General features: G+C 45.5%; 18 protein-coding genes and 1 other annotated feature. Of the genes, 8 read left to right on the top strand and 10 right to left on the bottom strand.

The features are described 5' to 3' along the window. Nucleotides 1-16: 16 nt before the first annotated feature. Together murQ and ACF8OV_RS08435 are read right to left on the bottom strand one after the other, a co-directional pair. A complete protein-coding gene (gene murQ / locus ACF8OV_RS08440) occupies nt 17-943 on the bottom strand; it encodes an N-acetylmuramic acid 6-phosphate etherase (protein ID WP_025792737.1) in 927 nt (308 codons plus the stop codon). Between the two features lie 37 nt (nt 944-980). After that, nucleotides 981-2,093, bottom strand: a complete 1,113-nt coding sequence (locus ACF8OV_RS08435) for an anhydro-N-acetylmuramic acid kinase (protein ID WP_203504940.1) — start codon at nt 2,091-2,093, stop codon at nt 981-983. Nucleotides 2,094-2,192: 99 nt separating this feature from the next. Between ACF8OV_RS08435 and nagZ the strand changes: the two genes are divergently transcribed. The 3 genes from nagZ to tyrA all read left to right on the top strand — a co-directional run bounded on the left by nagZ (nt 2,193) and on the right by tyrA (nt 5,610). Beyond that, nucleotides 2,193-3,176, top strand: coding sequence for a beta-N-acetylhexosaminidase (gene nagZ, locus ACF8OV_RS08430; RefSeq protein WP_021454358.1), 984 nt, complete (start codon nt 2,193-2,195; stop codon nt 3,174-3,176). Between the two features lie 207 nt (nt 3,177-3,383). Then, nucleotides 3,384-4,457, top strand: a complete 1,074-nt coding sequence (locus tag ACF8OV_RS08425; protein WP_005488320.1) for a 3-deoxy-7-phosphoheptulonate synthase — start codon at nt 3,384-3,386, stop codon at nt 4,455-4,457. A 25-nt stretch (nt 4,458-4,482) separates the two neighbouring features. Beyond that, the gene (gene tyrA, locus ACF8OV_RS08420) at nt 4,483-5,610 is read left to right on the top strand and encodes a bifunctional chorismate mutase/prephenate dehydrogenase (RefSeq protein WP_086590735.1); all 1,128 of its coding nucleotides are present in this window, start codon (nt 4,483-4,485) and stop codon (nt 5,608-5,610) included. 62 nt (nt 5,611-5,672) lie between these two features. Here tyrA and ACF8OV_RS08415 read toward each other — a convergent pair whose 3' ends face one another. The 3 genes from ACF8OV_RS08415 to ettA all read right to left on the bottom strand — a co-directional run bounded on the left by ACF8OV_RS08415 (nt 5,673) and on the right by ettA (nt 9,042). Continuing rightward, nucleotides 5,673-6,674: a M23 family metallopeptidase gene (locus tag ACF8OV_RS08415; protein WP_203504938.1), complete on the bottom strand. Its 1,002-nt coding sequence runs from the start codon at nt 6,672-6,674 to the stop codon at nt 5,673-5,675. Between the two features lie 28 nt (nt 6,675-6,702). Then, complete coding sequence (locus ACF8OV_RS08410) at nt 6,703-7,071, bottom strand: PilZ domain-containing protein (RefSeq protein WP_005460291.1); 369 nt, start codon at nt 7,069-7,071, stop codon at nt 6,703-6,705. A 303-nt stretch (nt 7,072-7,374) separates the two neighbouring features. Next, nucleotides 7,375-9,042: an energy-dependent translational throttle protein EttA gene (gene ettA / locus ACF8OV_RS08405; protein WP_005460278.1), complete on the bottom strand. Its 1,668-nt coding sequence runs from the start codon at nt 9,040-9,042 to the stop codon at nt 7,375-7,377. Between the two features lie 363 nt (nt 9,043-9,405). Between ettA and sltY the strand changes: the two genes are divergently transcribed. Together sltY and trpR are read left to right on the top strand one after the other, a co-directional pair. After that, nucleotides 9,406-11,352, top strand: coding sequence for a murein transglycosylase (gene sltY, locus ACF8OV_RS08400; protein ID WP_203504936.1), 1,947 nt, complete (start codon nt 9,406-9,408; stop codon nt 11,350-11,352). A gap of 13 nt (nt 11,353-11,365) precedes the next feature. Continuing rightward, a complete protein-coding gene (gene trpR, locus ACF8OV_RS08395; protein WP_020904197.1) occupies nt 11,366-11,677 on the top strand; it encodes a trp operon repressor in 312 nt (103 codons plus the stop codon). A 48-nt stretch (nt 11,678-11,725) separates the two neighbouring features. Here the strand turns inward: trpR and yjjX are convergent, their stop codons facing one another. The 5 genes from yjjX to ACF8OV_RS08370 form a co-directional block, all read right to left on the bottom strand. After that, a complete protein-coding gene (gene yjjX / locus ACF8OV_RS08390; protein ID WP_203504934.1) occupies nt 11,726-12,274 on the bottom strand; it encodes an inosine/xanthosine triphosphatase in 549 nt (182 codons plus the stop codon). A gap of 9 nt (nt 12,275-12,283) precedes the next feature. Next, a complete protein-coding gene (gene pheA / locus ACF8OV_RS08385; RefSeq protein ID WP_005468591.1) occupies nt 12,284-13,462 on the bottom strand; it encodes a prephenate dehydratase in 1,179 nt (392 codons plus the stop codon). 13 nt (nt 13,463-13,475) lie between these two features. Beyond that, nucleotides 13,476-13,598 (bottom strand) — a sequence feature (Phe leader region). A gap of 107 nt (nt 13,599-13,705) precedes the next feature. After that, the gene (hpf, locus tag ACF8OV_RS08380; protein WP_005468590.1) at nt 13,706-14,032 is read right to left on the bottom strand and encodes a ribosome hibernation-promoting factor, HPF/YfiA family; all 327 of its coding nucleotides are present in this window, start codon (nt 14,030-14,032) and stop codon (nt 13,706-13,708) included. A 330-nt stretch (nt 14,033-14,362) separates the two neighbouring features. Then, the gene (locus ACF8OV_RS08375) at nt 14,363-15,844 is read right to left on the bottom strand and encodes a lytic transglycosylase F (protein ID WP_317675878.1); all 1,482 of its coding nucleotides are present in this window, start codon (nt 15,842-15,844) and stop codon (nt 14,363-14,365) included. Nucleotides 15,845-15,978: 134 nt separating this feature from the next. Then, complete coding sequence (locus tag ACF8OV_RS08370) at nt 15,979-16,707, bottom strand: outer membrane protein assembly factor BamD (protein WP_005460312.1); 729 nt, start codon at nt 16,705-16,707, stop codon at nt 15,979-15,981. A gap of 136 nt (nt 16,708-16,843) precedes the next feature. On the opposite strand from ACF8OV_RS08370, the gene rluD reads away from it, so the two are divergent. The 3 genes from rluD (at nt 16,844) to clpB (ending at nt 21,272) form a co-directional block, all read left to right on the top strand. Further along, complete coding sequence (rluD, locus tag ACF8OV_RS08365) at nt 16,844-17,821, top strand: 23S rRNA pseudouridine(1911/1915/1917) synthase RluD (RefSeq protein ID WP_005460300.1); 978 nt, start codon at nt 16,844-16,846, stop codon at nt 17,819-17,821. Between the two features lies 1 nt (nt 17,822). Beyond that, on the top strand, nt 17,823-18,551 hold the full coding sequence (gene pgeF, locus ACF8OV_RS08360; protein ID WP_025518860.1) for a peptidoglycan editing factor PgeF: 729 nt from the start codon (nt 17,823-17,825) through the stop codon (nt 18,549-18,551). 147 nt (nt 18,552-18,698) lie between these two features. Next, nucleotides 18,699-21,272, top strand: a complete 2,574-nt coding sequence (gene clpB / locus ACF8OV_RS08355; RefSeq protein ID WP_005460310.1) for an ATP-dependent chaperone ClpB — start codon at nt 18,699-18,701, stop codon at nt 21,270-21,272. The last annotated feature ends 319 nt before the right edge of the window (nt 21,273-21,591 follow it).

Here is a 21,591-nt window from a genome sequence, read left to right as displayed (position 1 = left end):
ACCTTCTTACATTCGGTCAGTTTGATTTATGGCTTTCTACCGCTTTACGCAAGAAGCCGTCTTGATGATGAAGGTGCTGACGTGCGGACTCGATATCAAGATCGGTCAAGATCATTAAGATCGCCAGTTTCACCTCATAATTGGTCTGCTTAAGTACCTTGGTTGCCTCTTCTTTAGTGCACTCCGTTGCCTGCATAACAATGCGAGCAGCACGCGCGACCAATTTGTTGTTGGTCGCTTTCACGTCCACCATCAAGTTTTGGTAGCTCTTACCTAAACGGATCATACTTGCTGTAGTGAGCATGTTGAGCACCAACTTTTGCGCGGTGCCTGATTTTAAGCGAGTGGACCCCGTCAAGGCTTCTGGGCCAACAACGGGACTTATTGCGATATCAGCAATATCTGCGATAGGAGAATCCGGATTGCACGACAACGCAACGGTAGTTGCACCAATCGTATTCGCGTATTCCAAACCGCCAATCACATAAGGTGTACGGCCACTGGCTGCTATTCCTACCAGTACATCATTGCTGCTGAAGTCGATATCCTTTAAATCTTGCTCACCAAGTTGAGGTGAATCCTCTGCACCTTCTTTGGCTTTTAGTATCGCTTCTGGACCACCAGCGATAAGGCCGATCACCATTTTGTCCGATACGCCAAACGTTGGTGGGCATTCCGAGGCATCCAGTACACCTAAACGGCCGCTCGTTCCCGCACCCATATAAATTAAGCGTCCACCCACTTTAAAGGCGTCGGTGATCTTATCGACCGCTTGAGCAATCTCAGGCAACACTTTTTCAACGGCAAGCGGAACGAGTTTGTCCTGTTGGTTGATGCGTTGAACAATATCGAGAGAAGGCAGCAAGTCGATGTCCATGGTATCTGGATTTCGCCCTTCAGATACCAGATGGGATAAAGCTGCGATAAGTGCATCGTTCGTCATAATAAATTAAGCCTTTTTTGTTTGGGGTCTATTGCCCTTAATTTTTTGAATAGAGCACACCAAGTGAAGCGAGGCGACTTGCCCCTGTGACTTCCGGTAAATTGCTAGGGAGGCCATGAATATGGCGCTGCGCAAGCCAAGCAAACGCCATTGCTTCCATGTAGTCGCCATCAACGCCTTTATCGGTAGTGGTTGCCACATGCCATTGGGGGAGAAGTTCAGCTAAACGTTGCATCAACAGTGGGTTGCGTGCACCGCCGCCGCAAACCAACAGCTGAGGAGTCTCGCCATACGTGAACTTTGTTACGTCATGCGCAATAGTGATCGCGGTGTATTCGCACAAGGTGCGTTGGACGTCTTCGACGGATACATCGTAATTGGCTAACTGGTGATGTAGCCAATCCATGTTGAACAGTTCACGTCCGGTACTCTTCGGGGCAGACACTGCGAGATAAGGCTCTTTAAGTAAATGAGCCAGCAATGCTTCGTTGACGTTGCCTCGCTGGGCAAGTTGCGCGTCTTTGTCGAAACCGTGACCAGTATGTCGCTCACACCATGCGTCCATCAACATATTGCCCGGCCCTGTATCGTAGCCGTGCACGGGTTGCTGCGGATGCAAAACCGAAATGTTGGCAATGCCGCCGATGTTTAGCACTACCGTTGTGGAATCTTGCATGGCAAAGATGCTTTTGTGAAAAGCGGGAACCAGTGGAGCACCTTGTCCACCCAGCGCCATGTCTTTACGACGAAAATCCGCTACCGTATTAATGCCTGTTTTGACCGCGATAATGTTGGCATCGCCCAATTGAGTGGTAAATGGCAAGTCTCCGGTAGGTTGGTGGAATACCGTTTGACCGTGATTACCAATCGCACGAATTTGTTCTGCGACGTAACCAGACTTATTGAGTAGCTGCAACACGGCATCTGCAAATAGGTGGCCGAGCTGGTGGTCAAGTTCACCGATGGCTTTTAAGTTTGTCGCTTGACCGGTACAAACCGATAACAGCATTTCTTTCATCGCCGCAGGCATTGGATAGTCGTCGTGCGCAATTAAGCGAACGTGATTATCTGTAATCTCAACCAGAGCGGTATCAACGCCGTCCATACTGGTTCCAGACATCACACCAATGTACAGTTCGTTAAATTTCATAGCCGATCTCGTCAATTCTTCATTCACTTATTGTAAAGCAAATCTGAAGCGAATAACCTCATCGAATACGAGATATTCAGCCGATTTTGAGGAGAAAAAATGGGACCGTTATGGGTTGACGTTGCGGGTTATGAACTGACCGCAGAAGACAAAGAAATTCTGGAACATCCTACGGTTGGTGGCTTGATCCTATTTACTCGTAACTATCATGATAGTGAACAGCTTCAAGCACTTACTCAATCTATCCGCAAAGCTGTGAAACGCCCATTCCTGATTGGTGTGGATCAAGAGGGCGGGCGAGTACAACGCTTTCGTGAAGGTTTCTCGTTAATCCCTGCCGCCGACGAATACGCCAAACATCAAAATGGCGAAGAGCTAGCACGTATGGGCGGTTGGCTAATGGCAGCCGAGTTGATTGCTCACGACATCGATTTAAGCTTTGCACCCGTGCTCGACAAAGGTCATCAATGTAAAGCGATCGGTAACCGTGCATTTGGTGAAGATGCCGATACCATCCTTCGTTATAGCACCGCTTATATGCAGGGTATGAAGAGCGTAGGAATGGCGACGACCGGAAAACACTTCCCGGGTCATGGTGGTGTGATTGCTGACTCACACTTAGAAACGCCATACGACGAGCGCAGCGACATTTTTGAACAAGACATGGCTATCTTCAAAGCGCAAATTGATGCCGGTATTTTAGATGCCATGATGCCTGCTCACGTGATTTTCCCGAACTACGATTCTCAGCCCGCAAGTGGTTCTGAATACTGGTTGAAACACGTTTTACGTCAACAGCTTGGTTTTAAAGGCTTAATTTTCTCTGATGATTTGACGATGGAAGGCGCAGCGATCATGGGAAGCCCCGCCGAGCGTGGAGCTCAAGCCATGAAAGCCGGTTGCGATATGCTATTGATGTGTAATAAGCGTGAAGCACAAGTTGAAGTGTTGGATAACTTGCCTGTTTCAACCGTGCCACTAGCGGATGCGTTACTCAAAAAGCAGTCGTTTTCTTTAAGCGATCTCAAATTGTCTCATGAGTGGAAAGCGGCGAGTGAAGCGATGAAACGCTTGACCAGCTAAACCTCTCGTAAACTGTTAAAAACACCAATTAGAAGCCAAAGCTCATTAGACTTTGGCTTTTTCTTTGAGTGTAAATTTATGTTTACATTAAATGTTTTTTATTGTGTACGCTTGTTTTTCTTTTTTAGCCTGTTATCTTGTCGTTAAAGCTTAGTTGTCTCGCCAAGGATTTGGTTGGGTGTAAAAAAAAATATACAGGTTTAAATTATGCAAAAAAGTGAATTGAGCAATATTAACATCAGCGATGAACAGGTTCTTATTACGCCAGATGAGCTAAAAGTGAAGCTTCCTCTTAGTGAAAAGGCACGCCGTTTTATTCAAGAATCTCGCCAAACCATCGCCAACATCATTCACAAAAAAGACCATCGCCTACTTGTCGTATGTGGACCATGCTCTATCCATGACATTGAAGCAGCAAAGGATTACGCGAAGCGTCTAAAAGCTCTTTCTGAACAACTAAGCGACCAACTGTATATTGTAATGCGTGTTTACTTTGAGAAGCCGCGCACCACGGTCGGCTGGAAAGGCCTGATCAATGACCCACACCTAGACGGCAGCTTCGACATTGAACACGGTCTGCATGTAGGACGTGAACTGCTGGTGGAACTGGCGGAAATGGAAATCCCACTTGCAACCGAAGCACTTGACCCAATTAGCCCACAATACTTAGCCGATACTTTTAGTTGGGCAGCGATCGGCGCACGCACAACAGAATCACAAACACACCGTGAGATGGCTAGTGGTCTTTCGATGCCGATTGGCTTTAAGAACGGCACAGATGGCAGTTTGGCAACCGCAATCAATGCGATGCAGGCAGCCTCTTCTAGCCACCGCTTTATGGGTATTAACCGTGAAGGTCAAGTTGCGTTGCTCACAACCCAAGGTAACCCGAATGGCCACGTGATCCTACGTGGTGGTAAACAGACGAACTACGACTCAGTATCCGTTACGGAATGTGAACAGGAGATGGCGAAATCAGGTCTTGAAGCGTCATTGATGGTGGATTGCAGCCATGCAAACTCACGCAAAGATTACCGTCGTCAGCCATTGGTCGCAGAAGATGTGATTCACCAAATCCGTGAAGGGAACAAGTCGATCATCGGTTTGATGATCGAGAGCCACATCAATGAAGGTAATCAATCTTCTGATCTGGCGTTGGATGAGATGAAATACGGCGTATCTATCACTGACGCTTGTATTAATTGGGAGTCAACTGAGGCACTATTACGTCATGCACACGAAGAGCTGGTGCCTTTCTTAGAAAACCGCCTTAAAGGCTAAAACGGAACTTATTTAAGGAACATCAATGGCAGTTGAACTTAACGCATTGCGCGATCAGATTGATGCAGTCGACAAACAAATGCTTGAGCTTTTGGCTCAGCGTTTAGCGCTGGTAGAAAAAGTTGGGGAAGTAAAAAGCGAACACGGTTTGCCTATTTATGCCCCTGATCGTGAAGCGGCGATGCTGGCGTCTCGCCGAGCAGAAGCTGAGAAAATGGGTGTCCCACCTCAGCTTATCGAAGACATTCTTCGTCGTACCATGCGTGAGTCCTATGCCAGTGAGAAAGATTCCGGTTTTAAGTGTTTGAACCCAGAATTACGCTCAGTGGTCATTATTGGTGGTAATGGCCAGTTAGGCGGTCTGTTTGGCCGCATGTTCAAGCTATCAGGTTACCAAGTGAAAGTTTTGGGTAGCAAAGATTGGGATCGTGCAGATGAGATTCTCAAAGACGCAGGCTTAGTGGTTGTCACCGTACCGATTCACCTAACGGAAGGGGTGATTGAAAAACTGGGCAACTTGCCACAAGACTGCATTCTGTGTGACCTGACGTCTATCAAGTCAAAGCCGCTGCAAGCGATGTTGAATGTGCACACTGGACCTGTGGTTGGTTTACATCCAATGTTCGGCCCTGATGTTCCTAGCCTTGCCAAGCAGGTGATTGTGTACTGTGATGGGCGTGGTAACGAGCAATACCAATGGTTGTTACAACAGTTTGGTATTTGGGGCGCGAGCTTGTGTCAGATTGATGCGCAAGAACACGATCATGGCATGACGTTAATTCAAGCGCTGCGCCACTTCACGTCATTTGCTTACGGAATGCACCTTAGCAAAGAGAACCCGAATATTGAGCAACTGTTGAAACTGAGCTCGCCAATCTACCGTCTTGAATTGGCAATGGTGGGGCGTCTGTTTGGTCAGGATCCAAATCTCTACGGTGACATCATTCTCGCATCGCAAGAGAACATCGATATGATCAAGCGTTTCCATCAACGCTTTGGGGAAGCGCTTGCGATTTTAGACAGCAAAGACAAGGCCAAATTTGTAGAAAGTTTTGAGCAGGTGAGTGATTGGTTTGGCCAATACTCTCAGCAATTTATGAACGAGAGCCAAAACTTACTGAAACAGGCGAATGACAATATCCATCGTGGATAATGTTATCTTCTTAAAAGAAAAGAGCAGCTCTAGGCTGCTCTTTCTATTTCAAGCGAATGACATCAGTTAATAATCGTTTCGTTGTTGTCTTCACTAGAAACAGTATTAATCGTTGTGTCGCGGTAGGGTGAGTTAGTTAAGTTGATTTGTAGACGCACTACATTATCAATCAACTGAACTAATGGACCCCATTTCACCATCTTCTCTTTCTCAAACACGTAGTTGAAGTTTTCTGGCGTCCACTCCATTAGTGATTGAGGGTTAAGTGTGCGACCTAGAAATCTCACTTCATAGTGCAAATGTGGGCCGGTTGAATTTCCTGAGTTACCACATTGCGCAATGACATCACCTTTACTAACAAACTGGCCGCTTTTGACATTGAACTTGTTCAAGTGAGCGAAAGAGCTAGAGAAACCAAAAGAGTGACGAAGGGTGAGGTAGTTACCATAACCTTTGTTTCCTGGACGTACGGTTTCAACCACACCGTCTGCAGGCGCGAGGATTTCTTCACCGCGCTTACAGGTCAAATCGATACCAGTATGCACGTGTCTTCTGCCTGAGATAGGATTGATCCGACTGCCGTAAGAAGAAGAGATTCGTTGATACGTCACTGGGCTGTCATTCGGAATCAAACGGAACATGGTCGCACGAACCGCAGAATCTATAGCTGCCGCATCAATTCGCTCTTCTAAGGCGAGGTTGTTCTCATCGATAGACAGCTCTTCATCAGCAAGGCCGAGTACCGATTCCACATCAAATACGCGCTTTCCGAGCAGCTGAATCTGGTTGTTCTTGTCCGTCAAAGCTTGAGAGAGTGAGTGGTTGGTATCCAATTGCTCTTCATAGAGCGCTGTGATTTCCGCTTTCTCGCTTTCTAGTTTGGTAATGGTTTGCGCCAGCGTTGTCTGATTATGAATCTGTTGCTGGTTCAAATACCAAGCCCCACCGACAACGGCAGGTAAGGTGATGATCGAAGTTAATATGGTTAGGACCGAACCGCGGCCCAAATAAAATTGCTGATCACCGTTTTTAGTGGGGATCTGCATGATGATTTTTTTAGACATAATTATTGTTACTTAAATAGGCGTTGATTTATTTTTCCCCTAAATCGGAAAGATGGTCTAACTCTCGATTCAGAAGTTCGTTATTGCCTACATTCAATTCGATAAATCGTTTTAATTGGCTAATGCTTTCAATGCCGATGTTGGTGATCTTGAGCCGTATTTGGTCTTGAGTGACGTCTACGATCTGTGCCGTTAACGTAATCTCTTGTTCAGACTGGTGGAACGAGAAACCGACATCAACCAAAAGTGCAGGATTCAATGTATCTAAGCCTTCGGCTTGTAAGAGCAAACCATGTAAGGAAAGATCTTGAATCGTAGCGTTAAGTCTCAAATCACGTTGTTCTAACTGAGCTGGAGCTTGGTAGATGATGCGTGAAAAGCGTCTTTTCTCCGTCATATTGCGCTCTCTAAGGCATTTAAACAGATTGAATAGTATATCAAGAAGAACAAAAAGTGTTCGAATGTTGTTTAAAAACTGTCGAGAACGCTACAGAGTTACGTAAGTACACGGTCATGTTTTTCACTGACCCAATGACTCTCAAATCATCAAATACCTTAATAACGCCAATCAAAATGGCCCAGAAAGGCGCTTTTAACTGGCTGGGGTATACGACAAAGGCCGCTATGATAGCGGCCTTTGTATAAATTACCAACAGACTTTCCAGAAAGCGTAAGTTTCGGTGTCAGTCTGTCGTAATCATTATTTCGCAATACGTTTGTATTTGATGCGGTGCGGCTCTGCAGCTTCAGGGCCCAACGTTTTCTTCAACCAATCCATGTACTCAGTGTAGTTACCTTCGTAGAAGTTAACTTGGCCTTCGTCACGGTAGTCGATGATGTGCGTTGCAATACGGTCTAGGAACCAACGGTCGTGCGAGATAACCATTGCACAGCCCGGGAACTCTAGTAGTGCTTCTTCTAAAGCACGTAGCGTTTCAACGTCAAGGTCGTTGGTTGGTTCGTCGAGTAGTAGTACGTTACCGCCCGCTTTAAGCAGTTTTGCTAGGTGTACACGGTTACGCTCACCACCAGATAGCTCGCCAATCACTTTCTGTTGGTCTGAGCCTTTGAAGTTGAAACGTGAACAGTACGCACGCGCAGGGATTTCAAAGTTGTTGATCTTGATGATGTCAGCGCCTTCAGAAATCTCTTGGAATACCGTGTTCTTATCGTTCATTGAATCACGGAACTGCTCAACAGATGCGAGTTTTACTGTGTCACCCATCTCAATGGTACCTGAGTCAGGTTGTTCAGTGCCGCTTAGCATCTTGAATAGCGTTGATTTACCCGCGCCGTTGGCACCGATGATACCCACGATCGCACCTTTAGGCATGTTGAACGATAGGTCATCAATCAGAACGCGACCGTCAAACGACTTAGTCAGGTTCTTCACTTCAATCACTTTGTCACCTAGACGCTCACCTGGTGGGATGAACAGCTCGTTGGTTTCGTTACGTTTTTGGTGCTCAGTGTTTTGTAGCTCTTCAAAGCGCGCCATACGTGCTTTAGATTTTGCTTGGCGACCTTTAGGGTTTTTACGTACCCATTCAAGTTCTTTCTCGATGGTCTTTTGGCGAGCGCTTTCTTGTGATGCTTCTTGTTGTAGACGTGCATCTTTCTGCTCTAGCCAAGAGGTGTAGTTACCTTCCCATGGAATACCTTCACCACGGTCAAGTTCAAGAATCCAACCTGCTGCGTTGTCTAGGAAGTAACGGTCGTGGGTGATCGCCACAACAGTGCCAGAGTAATCCACTAGGAAGCGTTCTAGCCATGCAACCGACTCTGCATCCAAGTGGTTGGTTGGTTCGTCGAGTAGTAGCATGTCTGGTTTCGATAGAAGCAGACGACAAATTGCTACACGGCGACGTTCACCACCAGATAGGTGAGCGATTTTTTGGTCCCATTCAGGTAGACGAAGTGCATCTGCCGCACGCTCTAGCGTGTTTTCTAGGTTGTGGCCGTCTTTTGCTTGGATCAAAGCTTCTAGTTCACCTTGCTCTTTCGCTAGGGCATCAAAGTCTGCATCTGGTTCTGCGTATGCAGCGTACACAGCATCAAGACGTTTCAGTGCGTCAGCAACGTCAGCAACTGCTTCTTCAACGACTTCACGAACGGTTTTCGATTCATCGAGTACTGGTTCTTGCGGTAGGTAGCCAACGTTTAGGCCCGGTTGTGGACGTGCTTCACCGTCGATATCCGTGTCGATACCAGCCATGATACGTAGCAGGGTAGATTTACCTGCACCGTTCAGACCTAAAACACCGATTTTCGCACCAGGGAAGAAGCTCAGAGAGATGTCTTTAAGAATTTGACGCTTAGGTGGCACAATTTTGCTCACCCGCGACATGGTATATACGTATTCAGCCATTGCCGATCGTTCCTAAATTAACTGTCATTCAAACCCACTATTTTATACCAACTCCCTTTGTTTTGTTACCGGATTGCAAGAATTTCCCTATGGATGAGATTTCTTATTTTCAGCTGACCGGAAACTTACACGGTTAGGGTATACACTTTTGTTATTCGCTTTGATTTTAGGAGCGTCTGCATTGCTTATTGGGAACATCATGCCTCTATTGTCTTAAAAGTTTCACGAGTACAAATTTTAATACACCAAGTTGTTTTACAGTGATAGCCGCATTCCAAACGAATGAAAGCATGGATTCAAAGCGCCTTCAAAACACTGAACTTTAAGAAAACTAGGCTTTGGGGCAGTAAATGTCTGGGGAAAATGACACAAATGAGATTCAACGTATCTGAATTGGCTAAAAACGTATGTTATGCCGCTGCGTTATGTGCAGTGAGCATGACGGCAAACGCGTCGCTCAGCTTAGAAAAGCAGCGCGAAGTATATGAACAAGCTCAAGATTTATTAGATAAGAATGACATTGACGGATACTTATCTATTCGTCCAAAAATTGCTGATTATCCACTGACTCCTTATGTGGATTACCGAACGTTCATCAGGCAGCTATCCATGAAATCACCACAACAAGTGGATGCTTTCATTAATGAGCATGAGGCGTTCCCTTTCTCACGTCGCATTCGTGCGCCTTATCTCGATAACTTGTACAAACAGAAAGATTGGAAAACCATCACTGAGTTTCAAAAAATCATTCCAAGTGGTGAGCGTTATCAGTGTATTTTTTACGTTGCTCAGTTAAAGCAAGGCAAACAAGTTGCAGCCTTTAAAGGCGCAGAAGACATGTGGCTAAGCGGTTCTAGCATCGCGAGTGAGTGTGACCCGTTATTTAATGCTTGGGATAAAGCGGGTGGACGTACAGACGATTTGGTTCTGCAACGCATGTTGTTGGCGTTTGATGCTCGTAACGGTAGTTTGATGGCTTATTTGCAAAAGCTGCCAAGCTCTGCAAAAGCGAAACAACAAGCGCAAGAAATGAAAGCGCTGTTTGATAAACCTGCGACGGTGGCTGAGTTTGCTAAGAAAAAGCCAGCCAATGACTTTTATCGTGCTCAGAGTGAATATGCGTTAGAAAAGCTAGCTCGCATGGATGTCAATCAAGCTCAAAAAGTGTATGCGCAAGTCGTGAAAGGACAAAAGTTCTCAGCAGAAAAAGCCCAAGCACTTGCGGACTACATTGCGATTCGTCTGATTCGTACTGAATCCGATTCACTAGCCAAATGGCGAGATGATAAGACGAAAACCAGTAAAAATGTCGCTTTGATCGAAAATCGTATCCGTCTAGCAATTCAAAATGCAGATTGGAAAGGTGTTCAACAATGGATTGCTGTACTCAACAAAGATGAGCAAGCCTCGCTTCGCTGGCAATATTGGTTAGGTCGAAGTGAGATTGCGCTGGGTGATGATATTGCAGGCAAACAGCGATTGGCGACCTTAGTTGGTCAGCGCAATTTCTACAGCGTGGCTGCGGCGAATGCGATTGGTCAGTCAATCAAATATCCATCTCATCGTATTAAGCTCGATACTAAGGTTATTCACCCGTATCAAAACTCTCTCACTCGTATAGAAGAGTTGATTGCGACAGATAAAATTGCGGCAGCGAAAAGTGAGTGGGCGCATTTGCTGAGTAGAGTAGGTAAAGATGAAAAGGCGATGTTGGCGGCGTATGCCTCATCCAAGAATTGGCATCACCTAACGGTCACAGCCAGTATCCAAGCGCAAATGTGGGACAACATTGAACTGCGATTCCCCATTGCGCACCGCTGGTGGTTCAACTTTTATGCGAAGAAGCATGACATCGACCCGATTACGATGATGTCGTTAGCCAGACAAGAAAGTGCATTGGATTCAGAGGCGCGTTCTCCGGTAGGGGCTCGCGGTATCATGCAAATCATGCCAGCGACTGCGAAGTACACGGCACGTAAATACAAGCTGACTTATCAAGGTAGTGATGATTTATACAACGTCGGCAAAAACATCGAGATCGGTAGTCATTATCTGCAAGGTTTGCTAGAGGATTACGATAATAATCGTATTTTTGCGCTCGCCGCTTATAATGCTGGCCCTAACCGAGTAAAAACGTGGCGAGAGCGAACCCAAGGCAAAGTGGACGCATACGCCTTTATTGAGGCGATTCCATTTAACGAAACTCGTGGGTATGTGCAAAACATTCTAATGTTTGAAACCTACTATCGTGATCTTTTGGGTATCGACGGCGCGTTCTTGAATCAACACGAGATCAATACCAAGTATTGAGTGAGGTAACTTGATGTCACACGAACCCGAGTACAGAGACTGGCAACAGATTGTCGAGCTAATCCGATCCAGCGTGGATAGTCAGCAACATGAGATGCTGTTAACCATGCTGATGACACCTGATGAGAGGGAATCATTAACTGCACGCGTTAACATTCTTAATGAGCTTCTCAAAGGGGAATTATCTCAACGTCAGATCAGTCAGATGCTTGGTGTTGGCATTGCCACGATCACTCGTGGCTCAAATGAGTTGAAGTCGAAATCCGAAGTGGAAAAAGACAAGCTGAAACTCTTATTAGAGCAAGTGGCTCAAGTCGCGAAGTAACAGAAAAGGGCGGAAATATCCGCCCTTTTTCGTATCTGGTAATTCGAATTAAAGATTGGCAGGGAAGTGGTCTGGATTCGTAAATGGAATCAGCGCCAGAATTAATGCTTGATAATACACCGAGCTACGAGTTAATTGGTTTTGGGTCAGCAAGCTGATTGCGCCGCCCTTCTGTTTGATGTTTTCGGTGCCAAACACTTTGTCCATCACATCACCAAGTTCATTAGCATCTGCAAGTTGAGCTAATACTTCTGGCGGTAGCATCAAACTGGCTGAGCGAGATTCTCCACGATGGGTATCTGATTCAATCACCATCCACGCAAACGTCACATTGCCTTCAATTCCAGCTTCTAAGCCAACATAAAAGTCTGCGGTTGGCATTTCCAATTTAGCATTTTTAACTCGATTGAGTGCTCCGCGATGGGTCTCTTCGTTAGTCATCGGCTGATCGGCGACTTCACTCGGAACGCTGATGCCGACAAACTCAAAAACTTGTTGAGGGAATGCGCTTTGAAATGCACTCTTTACCGCATTTATTTTTGCAGGGTTTAGAGAGGCGATAACGACTTTTGGGGTTGCTATGATCTTTTTACTCATCGATGTCTATTAGCTCAATTTTACTTGCGTTGGTTTGATGTTTTCGCTTGGATAACAACCCAGTACTTTCAAGTGTTTAGTGATTTTTGTTAGCTCTTGCAATGCTTGCTGCATTTCGGTTGAGCCTAGGTGCGCTTCTAGATCAACGTAGAACATCTCTTCCCACGGGTTACCCATGATTGGACGCGATTCTAACTTGGTCATATTGATGCCGTAGCGTTGCAGTACCAGTAGAGTTTCAACCAATGAGCCCGCTTCCTGGGAGGTCGACATAATCAACGTCGTTTTGGCTGGAATTTGCGTTGAGACTTCAACTGGTTTACGCGCGACGACAATAAAGCGCGTGTGGTTTTCGGTTTGGTTCGCGATATTGCCTTGGATCGCTTGCAGGCCGTACAACTTACCACTTGAAGCATTACCAATTGCGGCCACATCATCACGATTCATCTCTTGGACTTTTTGCATCGCGTCTGCTGTGCTTGCGCAAGACTCAAGTTTCACGCCTTTCATACGGCTTAAGAATTCGCTGCACTGTTGGTGCGGTTGCGGATGCGAGTACAGTGTTTTGATGTCTTCGAGGCGAATGTCTTTTGTTGCAACTAAGCAGTGCTCGATAGGTTGAGTCAGCTCACCAACAATATACAGCGTGGTGTGTTGTAGTAGGTCATATACTTCATTGATCGAGCCCGAGCTGGTGTTTTCGATGGGCAGCACACCGTAATCAGCATGGCCTGATTCCACCGTTCGAGTCACTTCTTTGAAATGCTCACAATTTAGCTCGATAAGCTCGGTATTTTTACGACTGAAATATTCGCGGCTTGCCAAGTGCGAGTAAGAACCTTTGGCTCCCAAGAAAGCGACGCGTGCAAGTGGCTTGCGGCTTTGTTGAGGGTTAACAAGGTTTTGCAGATAACCTTGTTGAAGTAAGACCGAATCTTCAATGATGGTGTGGAAAAGTTTGGTGATGTACTGAGCATCGAGTTCGTATTTGTCTCGGCCGTTGGAAATCAGCTTAACCAACAGTTGTTGCTCTCGAACGGCATCACGAACTGGTTTTGAGGTTTGTACTTTGCTTTTGGCTACTTCAATGCTGAGTTTACGGCGTTCAGACAGCAAGCTAAGGAGCTGGTCATCGAGCTCATTCAAGCGTAAACGAATTTCTTCAAGGGAAATAGGTTGGTCAGTCATCAATTCTTTCCTTATAAAAAAAGCCTCCCGAGTGGGGAGGCTTTCTGTTTGTTTTTGACTTTTCTTTCACAAACGAGTTAGCCCCTCCAACTATGGAAGGAAAAAGAAGTCAAAAATAAACAGTGAGGTTAAGTGCATAAATAGTGCTTAATTTATGAGTGTTTAAACACAATAAGCAAGCAGGCGGGGAGCGTCAAGCAAAAAAATAGCGCCTTTCGGCGCTACTTCCTCAATCTGGTCGGTTTACTCTTCTTCTTCCACTAGCTCAGGCTTATTGGCACGACGAGCTTCAGGTTTGTGGGTCAGCTTATTCAGTTGTCGTTCTAGTTTTTGCTCCACTTCATTGATAGCTGCGTAAAGATCTTCGTGAGTTGCTGAGGCGACAAGTTGGCCTTTAGGAACTTTAATTACCGCTTCGAATTTCTTCTGTTTATTCGGTTCCTCACTGAAAGTTGCTTGGCATCCAATAATGTCGACTTGCCATTTCTCCAGTTTTTTAAACTTGCTCTCAATATGAGCACGGATTGCAGAGGTGATTTCGATGTTTTTGCCAGTGATATTCATTGTCATAAGTGTTTTTCCTCTGTTGCATCCCTCATGGGTTGAGTTCAGATTACCGCTTTAAGGATAAAAGAATGTGATTTAGATCACCTTTTAAGTTGTGTTTTTGATGATGAAAAATGAATGTGATCTCACTCAAGATCTGTTGAGATTTATCGCAAAATTGCTTGTTATCGGTTAGCAAATCATTAGATTGGATAGAGTACTCAGCTGAAAACTCCTTCGTTTTTAGGGACGTTGTTCAGCCTGTTTTTTAGAGTGGTTAAATTTTAACTAGAATGAAAATGTGACATTAATCACTCTGCAATTTCAAAGTACACTGAATAATAAAAATGCCGCTTAATTAACAAGCGGCATTTTTGTATCTGGCGTTTGAGTGATTTTCCTTATTGGTGTCATAAAGACTGGGTCATCAGGAATCAGCAGCACATTTTCTAGTGTTTTGGCGAGGTCTAAGCTCTCTAGTTGCTTATAGATGACGTAGTAACGGTTCACGCTGGTCACATAACTGACCGTTGATCTGAGGCTTTTTCGCATGACCACTTCGACATTATTAAACCAAACGTTGGGGTCGTAGCCTTGCTGTGCGGCTCGCTTGCGCATTTTCTCGACATTACCTGGGCCTGCATTGTAAGCCGCCAAGGTAAAGTAAATTTTGTTCTCAGCAGTAATGGCCTTATCGCCAAAGTACTGCCGACGTAAAAACGCTAAGTATTTCGCTCCTGCGTGGATGTTGTTTTCGAGTTGTCGAACATTTTTGATGTTGATGTTTGGATCGCGCGCTGTGCTCGGTAAGACTTGCATTATGCCCACAGCGCCTCTTGTGCCGACTAAGTTGTTATTAAATCCGGACTCTTTATACGCAACCGCCGCAATCAGCAAATAATCCAAGTCATATTTCTCCCCGTAGCGTGAAAACAGCGCCGACAGTTTTTCTAGCTGGGCAATTTTCTTAGGGTTAAGTGCCTTATTGAGCCAATTGGTATTGTCGATGTATTTGCTATATATGACGTTTCCAAGGAGTGTGCCTGAGCGAGATTTTTGGATGAATTTGTTCACCACTGCTTTGAGTTGAGGACTGTTTTGTCGCATTACCCAAGCGATGTTGCCGTTTTTGCGAAGAGGGACTTTCTTATGCGCTTTGATGTCATCCATCGCATTGAGCCAAAGTTTGGCTTTGTGGCTATCTAAAACAATGGCTTTGATATAGCCATTGTTGAGCATGCCGACGAGTTCGTAGTCTTGCAGAGTCTCTTCGATGAAGTGCACGATAATCGGCGGTAAGCCTTTCTTGTTCAGTGTTTTGTTGACGGCTTGAATGCTTTCAAAGTAGCTGGAACTGGCACGTACCCAAATCTCCTTACCGCTCAACTGCTCAAGTTTGGTGATGGTTGGAGTACTTTTGTTGGTGATCACCCATTCTTCAATGCCGGATAAGATTGGGGTACTGAAGTCGACTTTTTGTTTTCGGGCATCGGTGATCGTCAAGTTTGCCACCACTAAATCACCAGAGCCGTTTTCGAGAGAAGGGAGTAATTGGTCTCGCGCTAGAGGGATGATTTGTACGTTCAGTTTGGGTTTGATTTTGCGTAAATCTTTTTCAAAGTGAGCCAGCAGCTCTGCGCCAATCCCTTTTGGTGTTCCTCCTTCGATATAGTAGAAGCCTAAATCGGCAGAAACTAAAACGCGCAATACGTTTTTCTCCTTGATGACATCTAAGTCACCCGTGTACGGAGGCTGTTTTAATGGTGAGATTTCCAAAGCGTAAACGGACGCCGACAACAGAAAGAACAGCATTGCCCAAAACTTAGATATGGTCACGTTCACGTCCAGTTTAATGGTGGAGTAGAACTCTAAGCATAAGTTGTGCTCAAAAAATCATCAAGATTGTTCAAAGAGAAGGAATTGGTGGTAGAAAACAAAACCGCCACAGTTTGAGCTGTGGCGGTAGGCGTTTATTTGACAGGATTTAGCTTAATGAGCGCTTCTGTTCTTGCAACGGCATCTTCTAGTTGCAGCTGCTTGTAGGCTTCCAGCTGAATTTCTAACGATTTGCGAGCAGCTTCTGTATCAGGGAATGATTTTTGAAGCTCTTGGCTACGGTTAATGGCTGCGATCCAGGCTTCACGGCGAAGGTAAAAATCAGCGGTAGCTAAATCGTAATTCGCTAAGCGGTTTTTCAAGGCCACCATGCGTTTTTGTGCATCTTCCGCATATGGGCTGTTTGGATAACGTTGAAGCAGCTTCTTAAAGTCATCAAATGCTTTTTTCACGGGCTCTGGGTCGCGGTCGCTACGATCGATGCTAAACAGGTCGTGCATAAAGTTACGATCTTGAGCCATGTGGCTCAGGCCACGCATGTAAAGCACCCAGTCCATTTTTTCATGGGTAGGGTTTAGGCGCATAAAGCGAGAGATGGTTGCTAAGCCTAACGCTAGGTCGTCGTTTTTGTAGTATGCGTAAATAAGGTCAAGTTGCACCTGTTCAGAGTAGGCACCAAATGGGTAACGTGAGTCTAACGCTTCCAGTTTCTCAATCGCAGAAAGCCAGTTGCCACTTTGAAGTGAGACTTGTGCGTCTGCATACAGTTCCGAAGGTGGCACATCAGGAACGATTTCTTCTTTGCTTGCACATCCAAACAGAAGAGATACCGCTAAAAGGCCTGTTAAAGTCTGACGTTTCATATCAGGAGTCTGTTCCTTGAATCTAAATATTTCTTAAGCTGCCGTTACTTTCTTTCCAGTAACAGATACAATGACGTAATAGTCTATTTTTCCACAGTCGTGAGCATTAGTCTCACAGTTTTTAAAAAAGTTCGATATGGCTCAGCAGATTGTATTAACAAATACCGTAAAAGATAGCCAGTTAGGTCAACGTTTAGACCAAGCTATCGCCGAATTGTTCGCTGACTTCTCTCGTTCGCGCCTGAAAGAATGGTTGCTGGACGGGAAAGTTCAAGTGAATGGTGAAGTTGTCACTAAACCTCGCACCAAAGTTATGGGTGGCGAGGAAATTACTTTGCAAGCCGAGCTGGAAGATGAAGAACGCTGGGAAGCGCAAGATATCCCACTAGATATCGTCTACGAAGATGATGACATCATCGTAATCAATAAGCCTCGTGACTTCGTCGTTCACCCTGGTGCTGGTACACCAGATGGTACCGTGCTGAATGCATTGCTACATCATTACCCAGACATCGCAGAAGTACCGCGAGCGGGCATCGTACATCGTCTCGATAAAGACACCACTGGTCTGATGGTTGTGGCGAAAACCGTTCCTGCGCAAACGCGTTTGGTTCGTGCCCTGCAAAAACGCAACATCACGCGTGAGTACGAAGCGATTGCAATCGGTCGTATGACAGCGGGTGGTAAAGTGGATCAACCAATTGGTCGCCACTCGACTAAACGCACACTCATGGCTGTAGCTCCTTTGGGTAAGCCTGCGGTAACGCACTACCGTGTAGCAGAGCACTTCCGTGAGCATACGCGTATCCGTCTGCGTTTGGAAACGGGTCGTACTCACCAAATCCGTGTTCATATGTCTTACCTACAGCATCCTCTGTTAGGTGATACTGCTTATGGTGGTCGTGCACGTATTCCTACTGGTGCATCGCAAGAACTGACGGACATGATTCGTGGTTTCGATCGTCAGGCGCTACACGCCGTAATGCTTCGTTTTGAACACCCTATCACTGGTGAAGAACTGGAATTCCATGCTCCAGTGCCAGACGATATGGTGGCAATGACTGAAGCTCTTCGTAAAGACACTGAAGAATACGGTTTACCAGACGAGTTTTAAAATGAAGGCAATCATTCCTAACTGGTCTGCACCTAAAAATGTCAAAGCCTTTGCTTCTACGCGAGTTGGTGGCTTTTCGACAGGCTCTTATCAAGGGTTAAATCTCGGTGCGCACGTTGGGGATGATGCTTCTATCGTAGCGAAGAATCGTCATTGGTTGGCACAGCAAGCGAATATGCCAAGTGCGCCAATTTGGTTAAACCAAACTCATTCTACTGTCGTTGCCCATGCGAATGCTCCTACGCCAATAGTGCTTGATGCTGATGGCGTCTTCACATCGGCGAGTAATGTCGTGTGTTCAGCAATGACCGCTGATTGTTTGCCTGTACTGCTGACGAATACTCAAGGTACTCAAGTAGCAGCTGTTCATGCTGGTTGGCGTGGTTTGGCGAATGGTATCGTTGAAAATGCTCTCGCATTATTTTCGGATGATGTGATGGCATGGTTAGGGCCTGCTATTGGTCCACAGGCGTTTGAAGTGGGTGAAGATGTTCTACAAGCGTTTGTCGATTTTGACTCAAAAGCTCAGCGCGCATTTACCCCTCGTAATGTAGAAGGTAAATGGCTTGCCAACATGTCGCAATTAGCGACGCAGCGTCTCAATAGGGCTGGCGTCTCGCAAGTTTTCGATTCCGGTTTGTGTACTTACCAAGATAAAGAGTCCTTTTATTCTTACCGCCGAGATGGTGTGACAGGGAGACAAGCTACGTTTATCTGGATTGAAGAGTAAGCCCCATAAAGCTCAAAAGAGCTGAGATGCATAGTTCTATTTTTGCAAAGCTATCTTTATTTATTCACTCCCTTGAAATTCCCCCACTGAGTATCCATCTTTCTACTGTCAAAAGAATTCTCTTTAATCGAGGTTAGGAAGGTCGATATGCGTCTTGATAGATTTACCAGTAAGTTTCAAATCGCTATCTCTGATGCTCAATCACTAGCGTTAGGGCGCGATCATCAGTACATCGAGCCAGTTCACTTAATGGTGGCTTTGCTTGATCAAAATGGCAGTCCAATTCGTCCATTGCTGACAATGCTGGACGTGGATGTAACTCATCTCCGCTCAAAGCTGGGCGAAATGCTTGATCGATTACCAAAGGTGAGTGGCATCGGTGGTGATGTGCAGCTTTCTAGCTCGATGGGGACTTTGTTCAATCTGTGTGACAAAGTGGCTCAAAAGCGTCAAGACTCCTACATCTCGTCCGAAGTCTTCTTGCTTGCGGCATTAGAAGATCGTGGTCCTTTAGGGCAACTACTTAAAGAAGTTGGGCTGACCGAGCAAAAAGTGAGTCAAGCGATTGAAAAGATCAGAGGTGGTCAAAAGGTCAATGATCCAAATGCTGAAGAGCTACGTCAGGCTCTTGAAAAATTCACCATCGATTTAACTGAGCGAGCTGAGCAGGGCAAATTGGATCCTGTTATTGGTCGAGATGATGAAATTCGTCGCACGATTCAAGTATTGCAACGTCGCACCAAAAACAACCCAGTGATCATCGGTGAGCCTGGTGTGGGTAAAACCGCAATTGTGGAAGGCTTGGCGCAGCGAATCGTTAATAACGAAGTGCCAGAAGGTCTACGCGGTCGCCGTGTGCTATCACTGGATATGGGCGCACTTGTTGCTGGCGCGAAATACCGTGGTGAATTTGAAGAGCGTTTAAAATCAGTATTGAATGAACTTGCTAAAGAAGAAGGCAACGTCATCCTCTTCATTGATGAACTACACACTATGGTCGGCGCTGGTAAAGGTGAAGGCTCAATGGATGCGGGCAACATGCTCAAACCAGCATTGGCTCGCGGCGAACTTCACTGTGTTGGTGCAACAACATTGGATGAGTACCGTCAATACATCGAAAAGGATGCTGCATTAGAACGTCGTTTCCAAAAAGTGCTGGTGGATGAGCCGACAGTAGAAGATACGGTAGCTATTCTTCGTGGTCTGAAAGAGCGTTATGAACTTCATCACCATGTAGAAATTACTGACCCAGCGATTGTTGCAGCGGCAAGTTTGTCGCACCGTTATATTTCGGACCGTCAGTTGCCAGATAAAGCCATTGACTTGATCGATGAAGCGGCTTCAAGCATTCGTCTACAAATCGATTCAAAACCAGAATCATTGGATAAGCTTGAGCGTAAAATCATCCAACTAAAAATTGAGCAACAAGCACTAAGTAACGAGCACGATGAAGCGAGTGAAAAGCGTTTGCAAGCATTGAATGATGAGTTGAATGAGAAAGAACGCGAATACGCAGAGTTAGAAGAGGTTTGGAATACAGAAAAAGCCGCACTTTCTGGTACTCAGCATATTAAATCTGAACTAGAGCAAGCTCGCATGGACATGGAGTTTGCGCGTCGTGCTGGCGATCTTAACCGAATGTCTGAGCTTCAATACGGTCGTATTCCGGAATTAGAGAAGCAACTAGACTTGGCGACTCAGGCTGAAATGCAAGAAATGACGCTGCTTCGTAACAAAGTAACAGATAACGAAATCGCAGAAGTGCTTTCTAAACAAACCGGCATTCCAGTATCTAAGATGTTAGAAGCGGAGAAAGAGAAACTACTTCGCATGGAAGATGTACTTCACAATCGTGTTGTAGGGCAAAGCGAAGCAGTTGCGGTGGTATCGAACGCGATTCGTCGTAGCCGAGCTGGGCTTTCTGATCCAAACCGACCAATTGGTTCCTTCTTATTCTTAGGCCCAACTGGTGTCGGTAAAACGGAATTATGTAAGACACTTGCGAGCTTCATGTTCGACAGCGAAGATGCAATGGTACGTATCGACATGTCGGAGTTCATGGAGAAACACTCAGTGGCAAGATTAGTGGGTGCGCCTCCAGGTTACGTTGGTTACGAAGAGGGTGGTTATCTAACTGAAGCGGTTCGTCGTAAACCATACTCAGTGATCTTGTTGGATGAAGTAGAAAAAGCACATCCAGATGTGTTCAATATTCTTCTGCAGGTGCTCGATGATGGCCGACTCACTGATGGACAAGGTCGTACGGTTGATTTTCGTAACACCGTCGTGATCATGACATCAAACTTGGGTTCCTCTCGAATCCAAGAGAACTTCGCCACATTGGACTATCAAGGTATCAAGAGTGAAGTGATGGATGTGGTTAGCAAACACTTCCGCCCAGAGTTCTTGAACCGTGTTGACGAAATAGTGGTATTCCACCCACTTGGTCAAGAGCACATTAAGTCCATTGCTTCTATTCAATTAGAACGCTTGGCAAAACGACTAGAAGAAAAAGGGTATCAATTAGAGGTTTCTGATAAAGCACTCGACTTGATCGCCCAAGTCGGTTTCGACCCAGTATACGGTGCACGTCCTTTAAAACGTGCAATTCAACAGAATGTCGAGAACCCATTAGCTAAATCCATTCTTGCTGGTGAAATAGTTCCAGACAAGAAAGTGCAGCTAATCGTTACTAATGACCAAATTCTCGCTCATCAGTAATTGCACTGACACAAAAAGTGAGATTAAAATCACATTTAAGGGGCTTTCGGGCCCCTTTTCTATGCGCTTTTAGTCCGTTTTGGATGTTTTCTATACGAATAAACTAAAAAGGAGAGTTTTTTTGAAAAATAGGCTTGTGTTCCTCAATGAACTCCCTATAATGCGCCTCCGTTGCCAAGGGAAAGCAAGTTAAGCGAAGCCTAGTCAACAAGGTCAGTGAGTTAAGAATTAACTCGCAGATAAATAACTTAAAAAAGTGTTTGACACGATAAGTTATCTAGCTAAAATGGCCGTCCACTTTGAAGAGAACTTCAAAGTG

The organism is Vibrio sp. GLN_1 (assembly GCF_043106015.1).
Taxonomy (GTDB): Bacteria; Pseudomonadota; Gammaproteobacteria; order Enterobacterales; family Vibrionaceae; genus Vibrio; species Vibrio parahaemolyticus.
This window is presented reverse-complemented; position numbering and strand designations above follow the sequence as displayed.